Source organism: Streptomyces sp. NPDC001492 (assembly GCF_053597275.1).
In genome coordinates this window covers 134503-152538 of record NZ_JBSFHW010000003.1, presented here as the reverse complement: position 1 = coordinate 152538, position 18036 = coordinate 134503, and the positions used below count along the sequence as shown (strand labels likewise).

At 71.8% G+C, this 18036-nt stretch carries 10 protein-coding genes; 8 read left to right on the top strand and 2 right to left on the bottom strand.

Annotation, left to right across the window (positions count from 1 at the left end):
* Nucleotides 1-31: 31 nt before the first annotated feature.
* From eccCa to ACWC1K_RS04720, 8 genes are all read left to right on the top strand, one after another.
* A complete protein-coding gene (gene eccCa, locus ACWC1K_RS04755) occupies nt 32-4012 on the top strand; it encodes a type VII secretion protein EccCa (RefSeq protein ID WP_450828813.1) in 3981 nt (1326 codons plus the stop codon).
* A gap of 145 nt (nt 4013-4157) precedes the next feature.
* A complete protein-coding gene (gene eccD / locus ACWC1K_RS04750) occupies nt 4158-5564 on the top strand; it encodes a type VII secretion integral membrane protein EccD (protein WP_450828812.1) in 1407 nt (468 codons plus the stop codon).
* 10 nt (nt 5565-5574) lie between these two features.
* Nucleotides 5575-6912 carry a type VII secretion protein EccB gene (gene eccB, locus ACWC1K_RS04745; RefSeq protein WP_450828811.1) on the top strand — a complete coding sequence of 446 codons (1338 nt, stop codon included), beginning with the start codon at nt 5575-5577 and terminating at the stop codon, nt 6910-6912.
* A gap of 9 nt (nt 6913-6921) precedes the next feature.
* Entirely contained in the window at nt 6922-9999 is a 3078-nt protein-coding gene (locus ACWC1K_RS04740) for a hypothetical protein (protein WP_450828810.1), read from the top strand.
* Nucleotides 9996-13304 (top strand): right-handed parallel beta-helix repeat-containing protein, encoded by a 3309-nt coding sequence (locus ACWC1K_RS04735; protein ID WP_450828809.1) that lies wholly within the window; start codon nt 9996-9998, stop codon nt 13302-13304. The genes ACWC1K_RS04740 and ACWC1K_RS04735 overlap by 4 nt, the downstream gene beginning before the upstream one ends.
* Before the next feature lie 134 nt (nt 13305-13438).
* The gene (locus tag ACWC1K_RS04730) at nt 13439-13774 is read left to right on the top strand and encodes a WXG100 family type VII secretion target (RefSeq protein WP_450828808.1); all 336 of its coding nucleotides are present in this window, start codon (nt 13439-13441) and stop codon (nt 13772-13774) included.
* A 50-nt stretch (nt 13775-13824) separates the two neighbouring features.
* A complete protein-coding gene (locus ACWC1K_RS04725) occupies nt 13825-14115 on the top strand; it encodes a WXG100 family type VII secretion target (protein ID WP_030935821.1) in 291 nt (96 codons plus the stop codon).
* Entirely contained in the window at nt 14115-14660 is a 546-nt protein-coding gene (locus tag ACWC1K_RS04720) for a hypothetical protein (protein WP_450828807.1), read from the top strand. The genes ACWC1K_RS04725 and ACWC1K_RS04720 overlap by 1 nt, the downstream gene beginning before the upstream one ends.
* Nucleotides 14661-14978: 318 nt before the next feature.
* Here the strand turns inward: ACWC1K_RS04720 and ACWC1K_RS04715 are convergent, their stop codons facing one another.
* Nucleotides 14979-15317 (bottom strand): hypothetical protein, encoded by a 339-nt coding sequence (locus ACWC1K_RS04715; RefSeq protein ID WP_450828806.1) that lies wholly within the window; start codon nt 15315-15317, stop codon nt 14979-14981.
* Between the two features lie 192 nt (nt 15318-15509).
* Complete coding sequence (locus tag ACWC1K_RS04710; protein WP_450828805.1) at nt 15510-16349, bottom strand: hypothetical protein; 840 nt, start codon at nt 16347-16349, stop codon at nt 15510-15512.
* Between the last annotated feature and the right edge of the window lie 1687 nt (nt 16350-18036).

The following is an 18036-nucleotide window of genomic DNA, read 5'->3' as shown; positions in this document are numbered from 1 at the left end:
GCTCCCGCGGGCTGTCCGGTGGAGGACGACGATGACGAACACGGTGGCGGTGAAGCGCGGATCGCGCGCGACCGGGCCCGAGATGCCCGAGGGCGAGATCGAGCTCGCCGAGCCGCCTGTGCTCGGCGAGCCGGCGAGTGCCGACTTCGGGTCCGCCCTGGCCTTCCTCCCCATGGGGCTGGGCTCGGCGGTCATGGCCGTGGGGCTCTCCATGGGCCACGGTTCGCCCACCACGTACATGATGTCCGGGATGATGGGCATCTCCATGATCGCCATGAGCCTGACCCAGCTCGGGCAGTCCGGCAAGGAACGCAAACGCCGGATGCGGGCCGAGCGTAGGGACTACCTGCGCTACCTCGCCCAACTGCGCAAGCAGGCCAGGGACGCGGCGGCCGAGCAGCGGGCCGCGGTCCGCTGGGACCACCCGGAACCCCAGGACCTGTGGTCCCTGGCGATGGGGCCCCGGCTGTGGGAGCGCCGCGCCAGCCACGACGACTTCGCCCGGGTCCGGGTCGGGCTCGGCTCACGGCGCGCCGCGCTGCGCTTCGTACCCCCCGAGACCAAGCCCGTCGAGGACCTCGAACCCCTCACGGCGATCTCGCTGCGCAGGTTCATCAAGGCCCACCAGACGGTCGAGGGCATGGCCGTCCCCGTCTCGCTGCGCAGCTTCAGCAGCGTCGAGTTCGCCGGGGACGGCACCGCCGCATACGGCACGGTCCGGGCGATCCTCTGCCAGCTGGCCGTCTTCCATTCACCGGACGAACTGCGGATAGCCGTACTCACCGACGAGCACGGACGCGCGGACTGGGACTGGGTGAAGTGGCTGCCGCACAACGCCCACCCGCACGAGCGGGACGCGGCCGGTGCGCTGCGGCTCGTCGCCACCGACCACGACGCCCTCATGGAGCTGCTGGGCCAGGACGTCAGCGACCGCCCCGACCACGACAAGTCGGAGGCCCCCAGCGCGTCCGAGCCGTTCGTGGTGATCGTCGCCGCGGGAGAGCGGATCCCGCCCGGGTCGAGGCTGCTCGGGGCCGGACTGCGCAATGTCGTCCTGCTCGACCTGACCGGCGCCATGACCGGTGGCCCCAAGGTGCTGCGGCTGACCACCGAGAAGGGACGGGTGACGTTCCCCTCCGGTGACTCGACCGCGTCCGCGCGGGCCGACGAGCTGAGCCCGGCCGCGGCCGAGCGCCTGGCCCGATACCTGGCGCCGATGCGCACCAGCGGGATCGTGGACCTGGTCGACGAACCCTTCGAGAACGACTTCGACCTGACCGCCCTGCTCGGCATCCGCGACCCGCGGGCCTTCGACGTCACCGGCCAGTGGCGGCCGCGCACCCCGCAGCACGCCCGGCTGCGGGTGCCCCTCGGGGTGACCGAGGACGGCGAGGTCGTCGAGCTGGACTTCAAGGAGTCCGCCCAGAGCGGCATGGGGCCGCACGGTCTGCTGATCGGCGCCACCGGATCCGGCAAGAGCGAACTCCTGCGCACGCTGGTCCTCGGCCTGTGCGCGACCCACTCCTCCGAGATCCTCAATCTCGTCCTGGTCGACTTCAAGGGCGGCGCCACCTTCCTCAACATGGAGAAGCTGCCGCACACCTCCGCGGTCATCACCAACCTGGCCGACGAGCTGCCGCTGGTCGACCGGATGCGCGACTCGCTCCAGGGCGAGGTGATCCGCCGCCAGGAACTGCTCCGCGAGGCCGGCTACGCCAACCTCTTCGACTACGAGAAGGCCCGGCTCGGCGGCGCCCGGCTCGCCCCGATGCCCTCGCTGCTCCTCATCGTCGACGAGTTCTCCGAACTGCTCTCCAGCAAGCCGGAGTTCATCGAGCTGTTCGTGATGATCGGACGCGTCGGGCGAAGCCTCGGCGTGCACCTGCTGCTCGCCTCACAGCGCCTCGACGAAGGCAGCATCCACAAGGTCGCGGGCCATCTTTCCTACCGGATCGCCCTGCGCACCTTCTCCTCCATGGAGTCGCGCAGCGTGATCGGCATCACGGGAGCCTACGAGCTGCCCTCGGCGCCGGGCCACGGATATCTGAAGATCGACACCAGCAACCTGGTGCGGTTCAAGGCCGCCTACGTCTCCGGGCCCTGTCCGCAGCCGCAGACCCACACCTCCACGGGCGACGGCCCCAGCGGACCCGCCGCCGAGATCGTCCCGTTCGGGCTGGAGCAGCGGCCGCCGCTGCCGGCCGGGCCGGCCTCCGCCCACCCGGCGGCCGGCGTACCGGAACCGGACGGACCGGACCACGACGAGGAGCACTCCGAGAGCTCCGAGAGCCTGCTCGACATCATGATCGACCGGCTCACCGACGCCGGCCCGCCCGCCCGCCAGGTGTGGCTGCCGCCGCTGGACGAGTCGCCGAGCCTGGACCAGCTGCTGCCGGGCATCGTGCCCGACCCGGTGCGCGGCATGAGCGCCGGCGACCACCCGGCGCTCGGCGCCCTGAGAGTACCGCTCGGCCTGGTGGACCGGCCCTACGAGCAGGCACGCGAACTGCTGGTCGCCGACCTCTCCGGAGCCGACGGACACGTCGGCATCGCGGGGGCCCCGCAGACCGGCAAGTCCACCCTGCTGCGCAGCCTGATCCTCTCCCTCACCCTGACGCACACCCCGGAAGAGGTCCAGTTCTACTGCCTGGACTTCGGCGGCGGCGGGCTCGTCTCCATCGCGGGCCTGCCCCACGTCGGCTCGGTGGCCACCCGCCTCGAACGCGACCGGGTCCTGCGCACCGTCGAGGAGATCACCCAGGTACTGGAGACGCGCGAGGAGCTCTTCACCAGCATGGGCCTGGAGTCGATGTCCGCCTACCGCGCACTGCGCAGGAGCGGGCAGATCGACGACCCGTACGGCGACGTCTTCTTCGTGGTCGACGGGTGGTCCACCCTCCGGCAGGACTTCGACGAACTGGAGGACCGCGTCGCCGATTTGGCCTCCCGCGGCCTCTCCTTCGGCGTGCACGTGGTCGCCTCGGCGGTCCGCTGGTCGGAGATCCGCCCCAAGCAGCGCGACCTGATGGGCACCAAGCTGGAACTCCGCCTCGGCGACAGCATGGAGTCCGAGGTCGGCACACGTCAGGCCGCCGGAGTGCCCCCCCGCCCCGGCCGCGGTCTCACCAGCTCGGGCCACCACTTCCTGTCCGCGCTGCCCCGCCTCGACGGCTCGTCGGCCATCGAGGACCTCACCACCGCGACCAAGTCCGCGGCGGCGGAGATCGAGACGTTCTGGACCGGCCGCTCGGCCCCCGGCGTACGGCTGCTGCCCACCAGCCTTCCGGTCGACCAACTGCCGCCCCCGGACGGCGACCTGCGTGCCTGCCTGGGCTGGGACGAGAAGCGCCTGCAGCCCGTGTGGCACGACTTCGAGAAGCTGCCGCACCTGATGGCCTTCGGCGACGACGCCACAGGCAAGACCAACGCGCTGCGCCTGGTCGCCAAGGCGGTCACCGCCCGCTACACCCCCGCCGAGGCACGCATCCTGCTCGCCGACCCCGGCCGGCAGCTCCTGCGGGACGTCCCGGAGGAATACCGCGTCGGCTACGCCGTGGGCACCGAGGCCCTGGCGGAACTGGCGGGCAGCGCAGCGGTGTCGGTGAGCGGCCGGGTGCCCGGCCCCGACATCGCCCCCGAGCGGCTGGCGCAGCGCGACTGGTGGCAGGGGCCGCGGCTGTTCATGCTCATCGACGACTACGACCTGTTCGCCACCGGCAGTGCCATGGACAACCCGATGTCGTCCATGGTGCCGCTGCTGTCCCAGGCGGCCAACATCGGGCTGCACATCGTCGTCGCGCGCAGCACCTCCGGAGCGATGCGCGCCATGATGGACCCGCTGCTGCGCCGGATGTGGGAACTGGGAACCCCGGCGCTGCTCTTCTCCTACCCCAAGGAGGAGGGCAAGTTCATCGGCGAGGCCAAGCCGCGCACCCTGCCCCCCGGCCGTGCCCAGATCGTCACCCGGCGCGGGGTCGGGCTGCTCCAGACCGGACTGGCGGCACCGTCATGAGCCGGGCCGGCGGCACCGTCATGAACCGGCCCTCCCGGCGCCCCGCACCTCGCGTGCGCCGCCCGCGCACCGCGTCGGCCCTGCTCACCGCTTCGGCCTCGCGTCCCGCCCCGCTGTCTCCCCGTTCGCGCACCGCAGGAGAATCATGAGCACCGCCGCGTCGTCCCCCACCCGCACCGGGCCCTGGGGGACCGCCGACGTCTGCCGGCTGACCATCAGCGCGGCCGAGGGCCGCACCGACCTCGCGGTCCCCGTCTCCGCCGCGCTGGGCAGCATCCTGCCCGTGGTGCTGCAGCGAGCCGTGAGCGAGGAGGACCGCGGCGACCGGTGGGCGCTCCAGCGGCTCGGCGAGGTCCCGCTCGACCTGGACGGCACCCCGGAGTCCCTCGGCCTGCGCGACGGTGACGTCCTGTACCTGCGGCCGAAAGACGCCCTTCTGTCGGAGCTGCAGTTCGACGACGTGGCCGACGGGGTCGCCACCACGATCAACGCCCGACGCGACCGCTGGCGACCGGAACTGACCCGGCTGCTCTGCCTCCTCCTGGCCTGTCTGGCACTGACCTCCCTCGCCGCCCTGGTCGTCCTCGCCCGCCCGCACCTGCTGACCGGGCTCACCTGCGGTGTGCTCGCCCTGGGGCTGGTCGTCGGCTGCGCCGTGGTCACCAAGACGCTCCAGGACCGGGCCACAGGGACCATCACCGGCCTGGGGGCGTGCCTGTTCGCCGCGCTGGCCGGACTGTCCGTGGCGGCCGGCCCGGCCGGGCTGCTGGTACCGGGACGACTCGACGGGCTGGTCACCGCCGCGCTCACCGGAGTGACGGCCGCCGCCGTCCTGGCCACCGGCAGGGTGCCGATCGCGGTGTTCGGCACCCTGCTCGTGCTGGCCGGCACGGTCGAGATCGGGTCGTTCCTGTCGATCGTCCTGGCGTGGGACGCCACGCGGGTCACCGCGGTCCTCGCAGCGGCCATGTTCGCCGTGTTCCCGGTCCTGCCGCGACTGGCGCTGTTCGCGGCCAGACTGCGCGTGGTGGCACTCCCGCACAACTCCGAGGAGCTCCAGCAGGGCATCGACCCGCTGCCGGAGGCCCTGGTCACCCGCCGGGTCGCGGTCGCGGACGGCTACCTCGGTGTCTACTCCCTGTCCGCCGCCGGTGTCCTCACGGTGGCCTTCGCGCTGCTGGTGCGGGTCCCGTACTGGTCGGGCCCGCTGTTCGCCGGCGTGTTCAGCGCGGCGGTGCTGCTGCGCGCACGCGGGGTGGGCAACGCGGTGCAGCGCATCGCGCTGGTGGTCGCCGGCGGGCTGGGGGCGATCCTGGTCGTGCTGTCCTTCGCGCTCCATGCCTCCCCGCCGGCAAGGGCCGCCGCCATGCTCGGGCTGTGCGCCGCCGCCGCGCTGCTGCTGACGGGTGCCTCGCGACTGCCCGGAGCGAGGCTGCGGCCCATCTGGGGGCGGCTCGGCGAAATCCTCGAGGGCCTTACGGCGCTTGCCCTCATCCCGCTGCTGCTGCAGGTCCTGGACGCGTACGCGTACTTCCGCTCGCTGGCCGGCTGAGGGGGCTGCGGTGCAGAATCGACGCGATCACGTCCAGGCACACCGTTTCGCCGTCGGCCGGCTCGTGTCGGCGCTGGTGGCCGGTGACCCCGGCCCGGTCGAGGTCCCCATGCGACGCGGGAGCCTCGGCATGCAGTTCGGCGCGCTGGTCGCGGCCCTGCTCGCCGCGGGCTTCGCGGTCTACGGCCTGATCAGCCCGAAGGAAAGCACGGCCTGGCGCAGTCCCGGGGCGATCGTCATCGAGCAGGAGACCGGCAACCGGTACCTCTACACCGACGAGCAGCTCTACCCCATGGCCAACTACGCCTCCGCGTTGCTGGCCGCCGGGAACGGCGGCAAGACCGTCTCCGTCGCACGGGCGTCCCTCGCGGACGTCCGGCGCGGCCCGCAGCTCGGCATCCTCGGCGCACCCGACGACGTGCCGGGCGCCGCCGACCTGCTCTCCGGAGACCGCGCGGTGTGCCTGCCGCCCGGCAGCGCGCACACACTGGTGGACCTCGCCCCCGCCGGCCGCGCCACGCCCGTCCCGGGCAACCGGCGGATCCTGCTGTCCGGGCCGGATCGCACCACGTACATCCTGTGGAACGGCCGGACGCTCAAGCTGCGCTCCCGTGGTGAACTGGTCGCGCTCGGCCTGATGGCCCAGCCGACCGTCCCGGTCTCCTCGGCGTGGCTGGCCCAGCTGCCGTCCGGCGGGACACTCGGCGCTCCGCACATCCCCGGGGCGGGTTCCCGGGGCCGGTCGGTGGCCGGCCGTTCCGCGAAGGTGGGGCAGCTGTTCCAGACCACGGCCGCCGGCGCGCAGGAGATGTACGTGCTGCGGTCCGACGGCCTCACCCCGGTCAACCGCACCGAGTTCGCCCTGCTCAGCGCCGTACCCGGCACCAGCACGCCGAGGCAGGTGAGCGCGGCCGACATCGCGGCGGCCCCGCTCTCGCGGGATCGCTCCCTGCTGACCGCAGTGCCGGACCTCCTGTCGAGGCCCGCTTTCGATCCCGGCGACTCGGCCCTGTGCGTGCTGCAGAAGGCCGACGGCTCCACCGGTGGCTCGGTCGTCACCGAGCCCGTTGCCGGTTCACGGCCCTCCGGTCTGTACGTGCCCCCGGCCAAGGGCCTGCTCGTCACGGCACGGTCCGCACAGACGGCGTCCGGCCCGGCCTCGCGGATCTTCCTGATCACCGACAGCGGCGAGAAGTACCCGCTCGCCGACAACAACGCGCTCACGGCGCTCGGATACGGCCAGGCCAAGGTGCGGACCCTGCCCGGGCAACTGCTCGACCTGGCCCCCACCGGCCCGACGCTGGACACCAACAAGGCCCGGGCCGCCGTCACGGCCCGTGCCGGCTAGGGGCGCGACATGGTGCAACTCGAGCGAGGGCCGAGCGACGTGAACCGTACGCCCCTGGAGTGCCGCAGCATCGGCGACGCGCTGCTGGTCCATCCCGAGGGGAAGCTCACCCCACAGGTGCGTGCCTTCGTCGGCGGACTGGCCCAGGACCCCGAGCACACCCTGGTCGTCGTCGACCTCCCGGAGGACCCGCCGGCCGAGGACTGGGAGTCGGTCGCCCGACTGCTCAGACGCCGAGGGCGGTCCTTCCGGCTGATCACGGGCCGGCCGTGTCGCGCGAGCGCGCGGAAGGTCGGGCAACTCCTGGCCGACCGGCTCGAGCGGACCGTGCTCGCTCCGGACGGCTGGATGCTTCCCGCCCCCGGGGGCGCGCTCTTCGTGCCGGAGGACGCCGGTTCGGGCTGGCTCAGCTTCCACCCGAGCCACCCCTCCGCCTGGTCACGGCTCGTGTCGCACAAGCGCGTCACCCGGGTGTCGCGCCGCTTTCCCGTGCCGGGCTGGGACGAGGCCGTACCGCAGCGCTCCTTCGCGACCAGTGCGCAGGCGACGGCCGAACCGCTGCCCGCCGGTATCTGGATCAGGCGGTCCGACCAGCGGGACAGTGAGCATGACGTCCACCGCAGGCGGCTGGCGGTCGGTCTGCTCAGCCAGTCCGACCGGCTCACCGTGGTGCTGGGCTGCCCCGGCGGCCCGGACTTGTCGCTGAGGGACATCGAACGACTGTGGGGATGCGTCGCGCCGGACGCCCGGCCGCTGGTGCGCTTCGCGCCCTACGGGCCGGTCGCCGTGCCGGAGGGCAGCGCACTCGGTCAGGTGCTGGCCGACCGGTTCGGCCATGAGATCACCGTCTACGCCGGGCTGCCGACGCCCGGCGAGCCGGGCACCGACGGGCCCCGACTGCGCGTACCCGGCGCCGACGGCACACCCGGCCCGCCCGCCCTGGTGCGCGAGATGGTCTACCGGCCCGTGGGTGCGACCGGTGGCGTCGCGCCGCCGCCCGAGCTGCGTGGCCGCCGTTCGCCGGCGGACGGCCTGCCGGAGGTCTCCCCGGGCGTCTACCGGTACACGCCCGACGCCGTGCTGGAAGTGACCCAGAGCGGTCTGTGGCTACGGCCACCGACAGCGTCGGCCGACGCCCCGGCGGTGCACCGCGTACCCGGCGACCCGGCCCGCATGGTCATCCACTTCGACGCGGGCACCCCCGAGTCGGCGGAGCGGATGCGGTCGCTGGCCGAAGAGGTACGGCGGGGGCTCGATCCGGTGCTCGGCGAGCGCTGCCGGGTGCTGCCCGCTCCGAAGCACATCCCCGAGACGGACTCCGGCGGGGGCTCCTTGGAGGGGTTGGGTGCGGCTGCGACGTGGAGTGGTACCGGAGGGCCGGGCTCTGCGGGTTCTGGCGGGTTCGCGGGGGCTGAGACGCCTGAGGGCCCTGAGGGGCTCGGTTCGCCGTCGGGGATTGCGGGTGGAGCCGCGGAGTCCGCGCGGGGGGCTGCGGCAGGAGCGGCTGATCCGGAGGCGGGAGCGTCTGAGCCTGCGCGGGGCCCGAGCGGACCTGCGAGCGGGGTGCCCGGAGCCGGCGGTGGAGGTCCCGGAGCCGGCGGTGCGCTGTCTGCGACCGGCGCCGCGGTGCCCGAGGCGGGGGACGGTGTGCCCGCGGCCGTACCGGCGTCTGTCACAGGTGCGCCGGGGCCCGTCGGCCCCGTACCGGAACACGCGACGGACGGGCCGGGGACCGTCGGCGAGGAGAAGGCGCACGCGTCGACCCCTGACGTCGGGGAGGCGGGTCCCGCGCCCGGCGCGGCCGAATCCCCGATCACCGGTCCGGCGACGCCGGGCGCACCGACCGCGCAGGCGACGCCGTCCCTACCGGAGCCCATCCGCCCGCGGTCCCTCCGTCTGGAGTCCGCCCCGCCCTCCGGGCCCGCGCCTGCCGAATCGGCCGAGGGCCCTTCCGGCGGTGCGGCCGATCTTGCTTCCGCCGGTGGGGCCGAGGTTCCGTCCGCCGGGCCCGACGCTCCTGCCACCGGTGCGGACACCGTGGGACCCGGGCCCGAGGCCCCCCGGGCGCCGCGGACCTCACCGACGCCCCCTGCGGCACCGGCACCGACGTCATCCGCCGTACCTCCTGCTACGGCTGCCCCGGCGTCGCCCGCATCATCTGAGCCCGGCCCTTCGACGACGCCCGCCCGCGGGCCGGGTGCTCCGCCCGCCGCGCGGCCCAAGGCCCAGCGGTCGGCGGTCCGCGTGCAGCCCGTGCCCACCGCCGAAGCCTGCGCGGCCCTCCCGGAGCGCGGCATCGAGCAGGAGCGCGCCTGGCTGCGGAGGACGTTCCAGCAGCAGTACGACGCCGCCGCGAACCACGTGGCGCGGGTGCTGTCCGAGTCGCCCGGGCTGCGCGGCGGCTCCCGGCAGTCGGCCGACGACGTGGTCACCGACCTGGTCGCGGTCCGGCTGTACCTGTCCGGCGGAACCGACCGGATCGACAGCGCCGTGCGCAGCGCGGCCGTCGGCCCTCACGTGCCGCTGGCCCGCTGCGTGGCGTCAGGGCTGCGCCGACTGCCCTCCTACCGCGGTGCCACGATGCTGCGCACCACGCTGAGCGAGGCGGAGTGGCAGTGGTACGGCAAGCGCCGCATCGTCACCGAGTGGGCGTTCTGCTCCGCGCTGACCACCGCGCATGCGGACCTGCCCGGCGACGTCGACGTCATGATCTGGTCGATGACCGCGCGCCGTACCGCGCTGCTCGACCCGACCGTCCCCGACCGGGTCTGCTACCTGCCCGGCACCAGTTTCAAGGTGCTCGGGGTGCGCGACGAGGAACGGCGCGTGCTGCTGCTGCGGGAGCTGACCGGGCCGGAGATAGGCGCGGACGGGGACGTCGACCTCCGCCGCCTGCCGCTGGACGACATCGCCCTCACCCGGCTGGAGCAGGCCGCCACCGAGTGGCGGGACACCGAACCCGCCGTACCGCTCCCGGCGACGGCCGCCGGCGCGCTGCGCCATCCACCGGGGCTGATCCTCACCGACCGAAGCCCAGCACGGCGCGGCACCGACACCGCACCCCCCAGGAAGGGAACGACGCCATGACGAGGCAGGTCCTGCTGGTCTCCCGTGACCGACCCGGCGCCTACCAGTCCATCGGCGAGGCACTGCGGGCCGCCTCCGACGGCGCGCTCATCACCGTGGCCGCGGGGACGTACGAGGAGGCCCTGGTCATCACGCGCATGGTGACCCTCGCCGCCGAGAGCGGCGCGGGCGAGGTGCTCATCCGGACGGGCTCGGGAAGCGCCGTCGTCGTCGACGCCGAGGCCGTGCAGCTCTCCGGACTGACGATCTCCGGTGGGGACGACGACACGGCCGCCGTCGAGATCCGGCGCGGCGAGGCCGCACTCGACGCCTGCCGGATCACCGGCGCCGGGTGGACGGCGATCCTGGCGTGGCACCAGGGAACACTGGTCGCACGGGACTGCCGGATCGACGAGGCGCAGGGCGCCGGGATCGTGGTGACCTCGGCCGGTGGCAACACCGTCGAGCGGACCGTCGTGAAGGAGACCCGCTCGTCGTCGGTCGTGGTCGCCGAGGGCGGGCGGCTGACGGTCCGGGAGAGCGTCGTCGAGCGGTCCGGGGGCAACGGGATCTGCGTCAACGGGCACGGGCACGCGCAGATCAAGGACACGACGGTCACCGGGAGCGGCAAGCCGGCGCTGGTCGTCGAGCAGAACGGCGCGGCCGAGGTCTCGGGCCTCACCGTGACGGACAGCGTGAGCGTGGACGCGTACCTCACCGGCACGGGCCGGATCACCCTCGCCGGGTGCCGGTTCTCCGGGGCGGGTGCGGAGTCGGTGCACATCGCCGGCGGTTCGAGTCCGCTGCTCAAGGAGTGCCACGTCGCCGCCCCCGGCCGTACCGCGGTCCGGATCACCGGGAAGTCGCGGCCCCGCTTGGAGAACTGCGAGATCACGCAGGCCTCGGTGGGCGTCGCCGTGGACGGCGGCAGTACGGCCGACCTCGGACAGCTGTCCGTACGCGAGGCGGCCCAGGCCGCCGTGGTCGTCTCGGAAGGCGCCACCGCCGAGCTGGAGCGGCTGACGGTGGCTGAGGGCGCCGGCGTCGGACTGCGGGTGACAGGAGGTGCCAAGGTCGCCCTGCGGGACAGTGAGATCGCCACCGACCGGGCGAACGCGGTCGAGCTGACCGAGAAGGGGACCGGTACGTTCCAGGGGCTGCGCCTGCGTACCGCAGGTGGATCCGGCATCTCCGTGACCGACGGCTTGGCGGAGGTGGTGTCCGCCAGGCTCCAGGGCTGCGAGATCCTCGTCGGGACCGGCGCGGCGCTCACCCTGCGCGACAGCGAGATCGTGGGCTCCGGCACCGACGCCGTCCGGGTGACCGGCGGTGGATCGGTCACGGCGATCGGGTGCCGGGTGCACAGTGCCCGCGGGCACGGCCTCAACATCCAGGCCAGGGCGCGGGCCGAGATCAGCAACTGCACCATCTTCGACAACGCGGGGGACGGCGTCCGCACCAACACCGAGGAGCCCGTCCTCGTCCGCGACTGCGAGGTGCGGGACAACGGCGGCCGGCAGGTGCACCAGCTCCGGGACAACCCGCAGTTCACCGCCGCCAACCTGACCGGCGGGGACCTGAAGACCAAGTCCGGGCAGAAGGGGAAGCAGCGGCCGCAGGACGGCGCGCAGGCGCCGGGAGCGCCGGAGAGCGCGCAGCACACCGGCACCGGCCCGCTCGCCGAACTGGACGCGCTGGTCGGGCTGGAGAGCGTCAAACAGGAGGTCACCGGCCTCATCAACCTCAACAAGATGGCCCAGCGCCGGGAGGAGATGGGCCTGCCCATGCCCCCGATGAGCCGCCACCTGGTGTTCGCCGGCCCCCCGGGCACGGGCAAGACGACGGTGGCCCGGCTCTACGGCGCGGTCCTCGCCGAACTGGGCATCCTCAGCCAGGGCCACATCGTGGAGGTCGCCCGCGCCGATCTCGTCGCGCAGTACATCGGCGCCACGGCCATCAAGACCACGGAGGTCTTCACCAAGGCGATCGGCGGCGTGCTCTTCATCGACGAGGCCTACACCCTGACCAGCCAGGCCAAGGGAAGCGGCCCCGACTTCGGCCAGGAGGCCGTCGAGACCCTCATGAAGCTCATGGAGGACCACCGGGACGAGATCGTCGTCATCGTCGCCGGCTACTCCGAGCAGATGGACCAGTTCCTGTCCTCCAACCCCGGCATGGCGTCACGCTTTTCGCGCACCGTCGAGTTCCCCAACTACTCGGTGGACGAGCTGGTGACGATCGTCCGGGGTCTGTGCGGCAAGCACTACTACGAGCTCACCGACTCGGCGCTGGACGCCCTCACCTCCTACTTCGAGCGGATCCCGAAGGGACCGACCTTCGGCAACGGCCGCGTGGCCCGCCAGCTGTTCGAGTCGATGATCAACCGGCAGGCATCCCGGCTGGCCACCCAACCACCCACGGCCGACTGCGAGTTCACGCGTCTGACGGCCGACGACGTGGAGACCGCCCCCGGAGCGGAGCCCGCCCCACCCAGCTCCGGGGGCACCCCGCAGCCGGCCCCGCGCAGCAGTCGGCGCCTGGCGAACCTGGTCGGACTCCAGACGGTCCGCACCTCGTTGCTCGAACGCCTCGCCGGGCTCGCGGAGTTGCACCGGAAGGGCCAGCCGGTCGCGGGGCTGATGAACCTGGTGTTCGCCGGCAAGCAGGGCAGCGGCCGCAGCGCCGTGGCCGGACTGTACGCGCGCTGCCTCGCCGAGCACGGTCTCCTGGCGACCGGCGCGGTTCACCGGCAGGCCCTCTCGGCGTTCCCGGCGCGCTGGCGGGAGCAGGCCGAGACGTACGCCGCCGCCCTCTTCGACGAGGCCGCGGGCGGGCTGCTGTTGCTCGAACTGGACGAGGCGTTCCAGGCCCGCCCGGAGGCGGAGCGCAGCGCCGTCACGGGCGCCCTGCGCGCCGCCGCGGCGGCCGACGCCGGGGCCGCGCTGGTGCTCTGCGGCGAGGAGTCGATCCTCGCGGAGGCCCTGAACGCGCGCCCGGGCTCCGAACTGGCCACGTGTTTCGCCGAGTACCTGCCGTTCACCGACTACTCCGGAGCGGAGCTGGCGGAACTCTCCCTGCGGTACCTGACCGTCCGTGGCTTCACGGTCGAGGACCATGTCCGCGCCTCGCTCGCCGAGCACTTCACCGACTCGCCTCCTCCGGCCGGGGCATACGGCGCGCACCGGTTCGCCGAACGTCTTGCCGCGGCCGATTCCCCGGCGATCCGTCCGGCTCCCCGCGAGGACGCCGCCGCGCCCGTCGGTGCAGGTCAGGTGGATGGGCAGGAGGGCAGCCCGGCTCTGGCCGGCGCGGGCGCGGGCGCCTGACCGGAGTCGTCGGGGCAACGATCGCTGGTGGACGGGGCAAGGGATGCCGAATGCCATTCCTTTCGCCCCCGGGCTCCGAGAAGGTATGAGCACAAGGTTCCACCAGGAACGCGAAACCCGAACAGGAGGATTCCATGGCAGGCAACATGACACAGGTCGATCTTGCCGGACTCCGGAATGCCATCAACGTCTTCTCGAATGGCGTCGCCAACTTCGACTCGCAGTACAGGTCGATGTCCACGACGGTCCAGGGCATCGCGTCCGTATGGACCGGCCAGGCATACCAGGCGTTCGACCGGGCGCTGCAGAACTGGCTCGTCGACTTCAACAAGGTGATCCAGGTGCTCAACGGCATGGAGAACGCCCTGAGCCAGAACACCAGCGTGTTGGACCAGACGAACCAGGTGACCATCGAGCGCGCCCAGCAGGCCGCTTCCGGAATCACCGCGCCGCGCCTGCCCGGGTTCTGAGAAACAGTCACCATTCAAGAGCTTGCACGGAAAAGAAACAGGAGAAAGAAATGGCGGATTACAGCCTCCAGTTTGACGGCCTGGAGCAGGCGGTCACCCAGATGGGCACCATCTCCCGGCAGATCAACGACTTCCTGCAGGAGCTGCAGAGCGGCACGATGAAATCCATCATCGAGTGGGAGAGCGGCGCGCGCGACCTGTTCGACCAGCAGCGCACCATCTGGGCGCAGGGTGCCGCCGACATGGCCACGCAGGCCGTCAACGCCCAGAACGCACTGAACCAGATCACCGGCCACTACGCCGACGGTGAGAGGTCCGGCGTCAACATCTGGAACCGCTGATGCCGGATACCCATTCCCTCGACTGGGGCGACAACGGTGGCTCGTACGGCAAGGAACAGTCCTCGTCGTCCCCCAAGGAGTGGGATCCGACGACGTTCCACGCGCCGCACACGCGACCCGGACCGCAGCGGCACGACCCCACACCGCCCAAGGTTCCCGGCGGTTCGGCCGGCGGAAGGAAGACGTCCGTCGACACGCCGTCCATGGAACTCTTCGCCGACAACATGGAAAAGCTGGCCGGGCCGGTGAAGGAGGCGTACCAAAAGCTCATGCAGCTTGAACGGGTCAATCCCGGCGCCTTCTACGACGCCTACGCACTCCGGCAGGTCACCTGCGGAGCCAACGGTGACTCGGGGCTCCAGGATAAATACATCAAGATGCTCCACGATCTCAGCCAGGGTCTGGCAGACATCAGCACCGGTATACGGCAGCTGAGTGCCAAGTACAAGACCACCGAAGAAGAGGCCAAGATGACGGCGGAGGATCTGAACAACGCAATGCAGTCCGCACAGGGCGATTTCACCAAGATGGGCACTGGCGGATGAGAACAAGCCGTACGGCTGCCGCGGGCGGCGTCAGGAGTGTGTGTACCTGACGCCGCTTTAGGCGTTTGCCCACACAAGCACGAACGGGAGCTTGGACGCCATGGGATGGAAACCCGACAGCAAGAACTACAACACCGGCAACACCACCCAGGAGTCGGACACCTCCGGGATCTTCGGCAACAACGCCGTCATGGGGTCCACGAGTGACTACGACACCTGGAACTGGAAACAGATCGAAGCGGTCATCGTCGGTGGCTCGAACCTTCCTTCCCAGCAGGACGCGCACCGGGCCGAGGGCGTTGTCTCCCCGCAGAGCCTCTATGACGCGGGTGACACCTTCCAGTTCGTGCAGGAAGTCCTGCAGATGGTCTCGCAGAACATCGTCGCGCAGGCCAACGCGCTGGCCGGCCACCAGGACGCACCCTGGAAGGGCGCTGCGGCGGACTCCTTCATGACCATGATGCAGACCTTCTCCAAGCAGGTGGCGTCCGGCGCCAACGCGCTGTCCGGGGGCGGTATGGGCGCATCGGTCGCGCAGACCCTCGTCGACGCCGGCAACAACCTCGCGGTGGCCCAGGCGAACATCGCCACCATCGACCACTGGTACGCGCAGCAGGCGCTGAACCTCGGCATCGAGCCGATGGACAACGGGCTCATTCCGGTCAGCCGGAACCCTCAGATCGTCAAGATGATGACGGACGACATGCGCAGTGTGCTGCATTCGCTGGCCCGGCAGTACTCCGTCCAGACGCGCACGCTCAGCCAGGTCTCCCCGACGAACATCACGTCTCCGGTCAACGGTCCGAACCCCAATCTCACGCCGCCGGAGATCCATCCGCTGCCGGATGTTCACCCCGGCGGCGCTCTCCCCCCCATCAAAACGCCCCCCACGCCGACCATTCCCTCGGTGTCCTCGTCCCCGGTATCCGTGCCTTCGCTGTCCCCGTCCCCCGGGTTCTCGCAGCCGGTATCCGTACCCCAGTTGTCCTCGTCCCCGATATCCGCGCCCGTGGGGCCCTCGTCGCCGATATCCGTGCCCCCGTTGTCGTCCCCGACGCCCGTCTCTCTGGGGGGACCCGGCGGGACCCCCCTGCAGGGTGCGCCGAGTGCGTCGGGCTTGCCGGATCCGTCGGGTGTTGGCGGCGGGACGCCACTGAACTCGCCTGTGCCGGCTGCGCCGACGACGGGGTTGCCGGGTGGCTCGCCGGTGACGTCGGCCAAGTTGGCTTCGGCGCCGGTGCAAGACCCGCTGGGCGCTCCTGGTGGTGCGCCGGTCGATTCTCCGGTGCTGGGGGCGCCGCCGATGGGGTTGCCGGGTGGCTCGCCGGTGACTTCGGCCAAGTTGGCTTCGGCGGCGGTGAACTCGCCGCTGCCGGGGTCCATGCCGTCACCCACGCCCTTCCCCGGGAAACTGGACCCCGTGATGCACGCGGCCCTCAACCCTGGCTCCGCGCCGGACGCGACGTTGCCGACGGCGCCCGGGATCAAGGGCGGGCCCTCGTCGCCGTCGATCGGCTCTCCGTCGCCGATGCCGTCGGGTTTGCTGAAGGGCAGCAAGTTCGGGAGCTTGTCTCCGACTCCGCAGGGTGTCAACGCGGGTGGCGTGAGCGTGCCGGCCGGCGGCCTCGGAGGCGTCAAGCCCGTCTCCCTCGGCTCCGTCCCGACTGCCGGTGGAGGGCTGTCGTCCACGGGGGGCTTGGTCGGCCCTGGTGCGATGCCTCTGCCGACCATCCGGTCGAGCCAGCGCAAGGGCGCTGCCGATGGGCGTACATCACCCGCTCTTGGCTCTCCGTCGCCGATGCCGTCGGGTTTGCTGAAGGGCAGCAAGATCGGGGGCCTGCTTCCCACCTCGCAGGGTGTCAACGCGGGTGGCGTGAGCGCGCCGGCCGGCGGCCTCGCAGGCATCAAGCCCGTGTCCCTCTCGTCGCATGTGCCGACGAGCGGGGTGACGGCGCCGGGTGGCCCGGTGCCGGGGGTGTCTGTTTCTCCGTTGCCGTCTGACTTGTTGGGCCATGGTGGTGTGGGCGGTGCCGGTGCTGGTGTTGGCGTGGGTGCGGGGATGCCGTTCATGCCGATGTCGCCGGGTGCTGGTGGTGCGTCGAAGGAGGAGCATCGTTCGGACGCTTCCGGTTTGGTGGCGCGTGGGGTTGAGCCGTGGTCGGGTAAGGGTGTGGTGTCGCCCGTTGGGGGTGAGTTGTCGCCGAGCGCGGGGGCTGGTGCCGGTGGGCCTGGGTTGGTGATGCCGGGTCAGGGTGCTGGGTCCGTGCCGATCGGGTCGGTCGCACCGTTGCCCGAGGGGTCGTTGGCTCCCGGGTCTGTGTCGCATGTGTCGGTGCCGGGTGGGTCGCTGCCTTCCGGATCCGTGCCTCACTTGTCGGTGCCTTCCGGGTCGGTGCCGCACATCTCTGCTTCTCCGTTGCCGTCTGACTTGTTGGGTCATGGTGGTACTGGGGTGCACGGCACAGGTGTTGGCGCTGGCGGTGTCTCGTTGGGCGGGGTTCCCGTGTTGGAGGGGAATGCCGCGGGTGCTGGGGCTGGTGTTGGTACGGGTGTTGGCGTGGGTGCGGGGATGCCGTTCATGCCGATGTCGCCGGGTGCTGGTGGTGCGTCGAAGGAGGAGCATCGTTCGGACGCTTCCGGTTTGGTGGCGCGTGGGGTTGAGCCGTGGTCGGGTAAGGGTGCGGTGTCGCCCGTTGGGGGTGAGTTGTCGCCGAGCGCGGGGGCTGGTGCCGGCGGGCCTGGGTTGGTGATGCCGGGTCAGGGTGCTGGGTCGGTGCCGATCGGGTCGGTCGCACCGTTGCCCGAGGGGTCGTTGGCTCCCGGGTCTGTGCCGCATGCGTCGGTGCCGGGTGGGTCGCTGCCTTCCGGATCCGTGCCTCACTTGTCGGTGCCTTCTGGGTCGGTGCCGCACGTCTCTGCTTCTCCGTTGCCGTCTGACTTGTTGGGTCATGGTGGTACTGGGGTGCACGGCACAGGTGTTGGCGCTGGCGGTGTCTCGTTGGACGGGGTTCCCGTGTTGGAGGGGAATGCCGCGGGTGCCGGGGTGCGCGGTGCCGGTGCTGGTGTTGGCGTGGGTGCGGGGATGCCGTTCATGCCGATGTCGCCGGGTGCTGGTGGTGCGTCGAAGGAGGAGCATCGTTCGGACGCTTCCGGTTTGGTGGCGCGTGGGGTTGAGCCGTGGGCGGGTAAGGGTGTGGTGTCGCCCGTTGGGGGTGAGTTGTCGCCGAGCGCGGGGGCTGGTGCCGGCGGGCCTGGGTTGGTGATGCCGGGCCGGGGCGCTGGGTCGGTGGCGCCTTTGCCTGAGGGGGCTCTGCCCTCCGGGTCTTTGCCGCACGTGTCGGTGCCGGCTGGATCTGCGCCGGAGTCGGTTGCGCCG

Coding starts and splice junctions, on each gene's coding strand:
- ACWC1K_RS04715 (WP_450828806.1), bottom strand. CDS start 15,317: ATGAGCCCGTTGTCCATCGGCTCGATGCCGAGGTTCAGCGCCTGCTGC.
- ACWC1K_RS04730 (WP_450828808.1), top strand. CDS start 13,439: ATGGCAGGCAACATGACACAGGTCGATCTTGCCGGACTCCGGAATGCC.
- eccCa (WP_450828813.1), top strand. CDS start 32: ATGACGAACACGGTGGCGGTGAAGCGCGGATCGCGCGCGACCGGGCCC.
- ACWC1K_RS04735 (WP_450828809.1), top strand. CDS start 9,996: ATGACGAGGCAGGTCCTGCTGGTCTCCCGTGACCGACCCGGCGCCTAC.
- ACWC1K_RS04740 (WP_450828810.1), top strand. CDS start 6,922: ATGGTGCAACTCGAGCGAGGGCCGAGCGACGTGAACCGTACGCCCCTG.
- ACWC1K_RS04720 (WP_450828807.1), top strand. CDS start 14,115: ATGCCGGATACCCATTCCCTCGACTGGGGCGACAACGGTGGCTCGTAC.
- eccD (WP_450828812.1), top strand. CDS start 4,158: ATGAGCACCGCCGCGTCGTCCCCCACCCGCACCGGGCCCTGGGGGACC.
- ACWC1K_RS04725 (WP_030935821.1), top strand. CDS start 13,825: ATGGCGGATTACAGCCTCCAGTTTGACGGCCTGGAGCAGGCGGTCACC.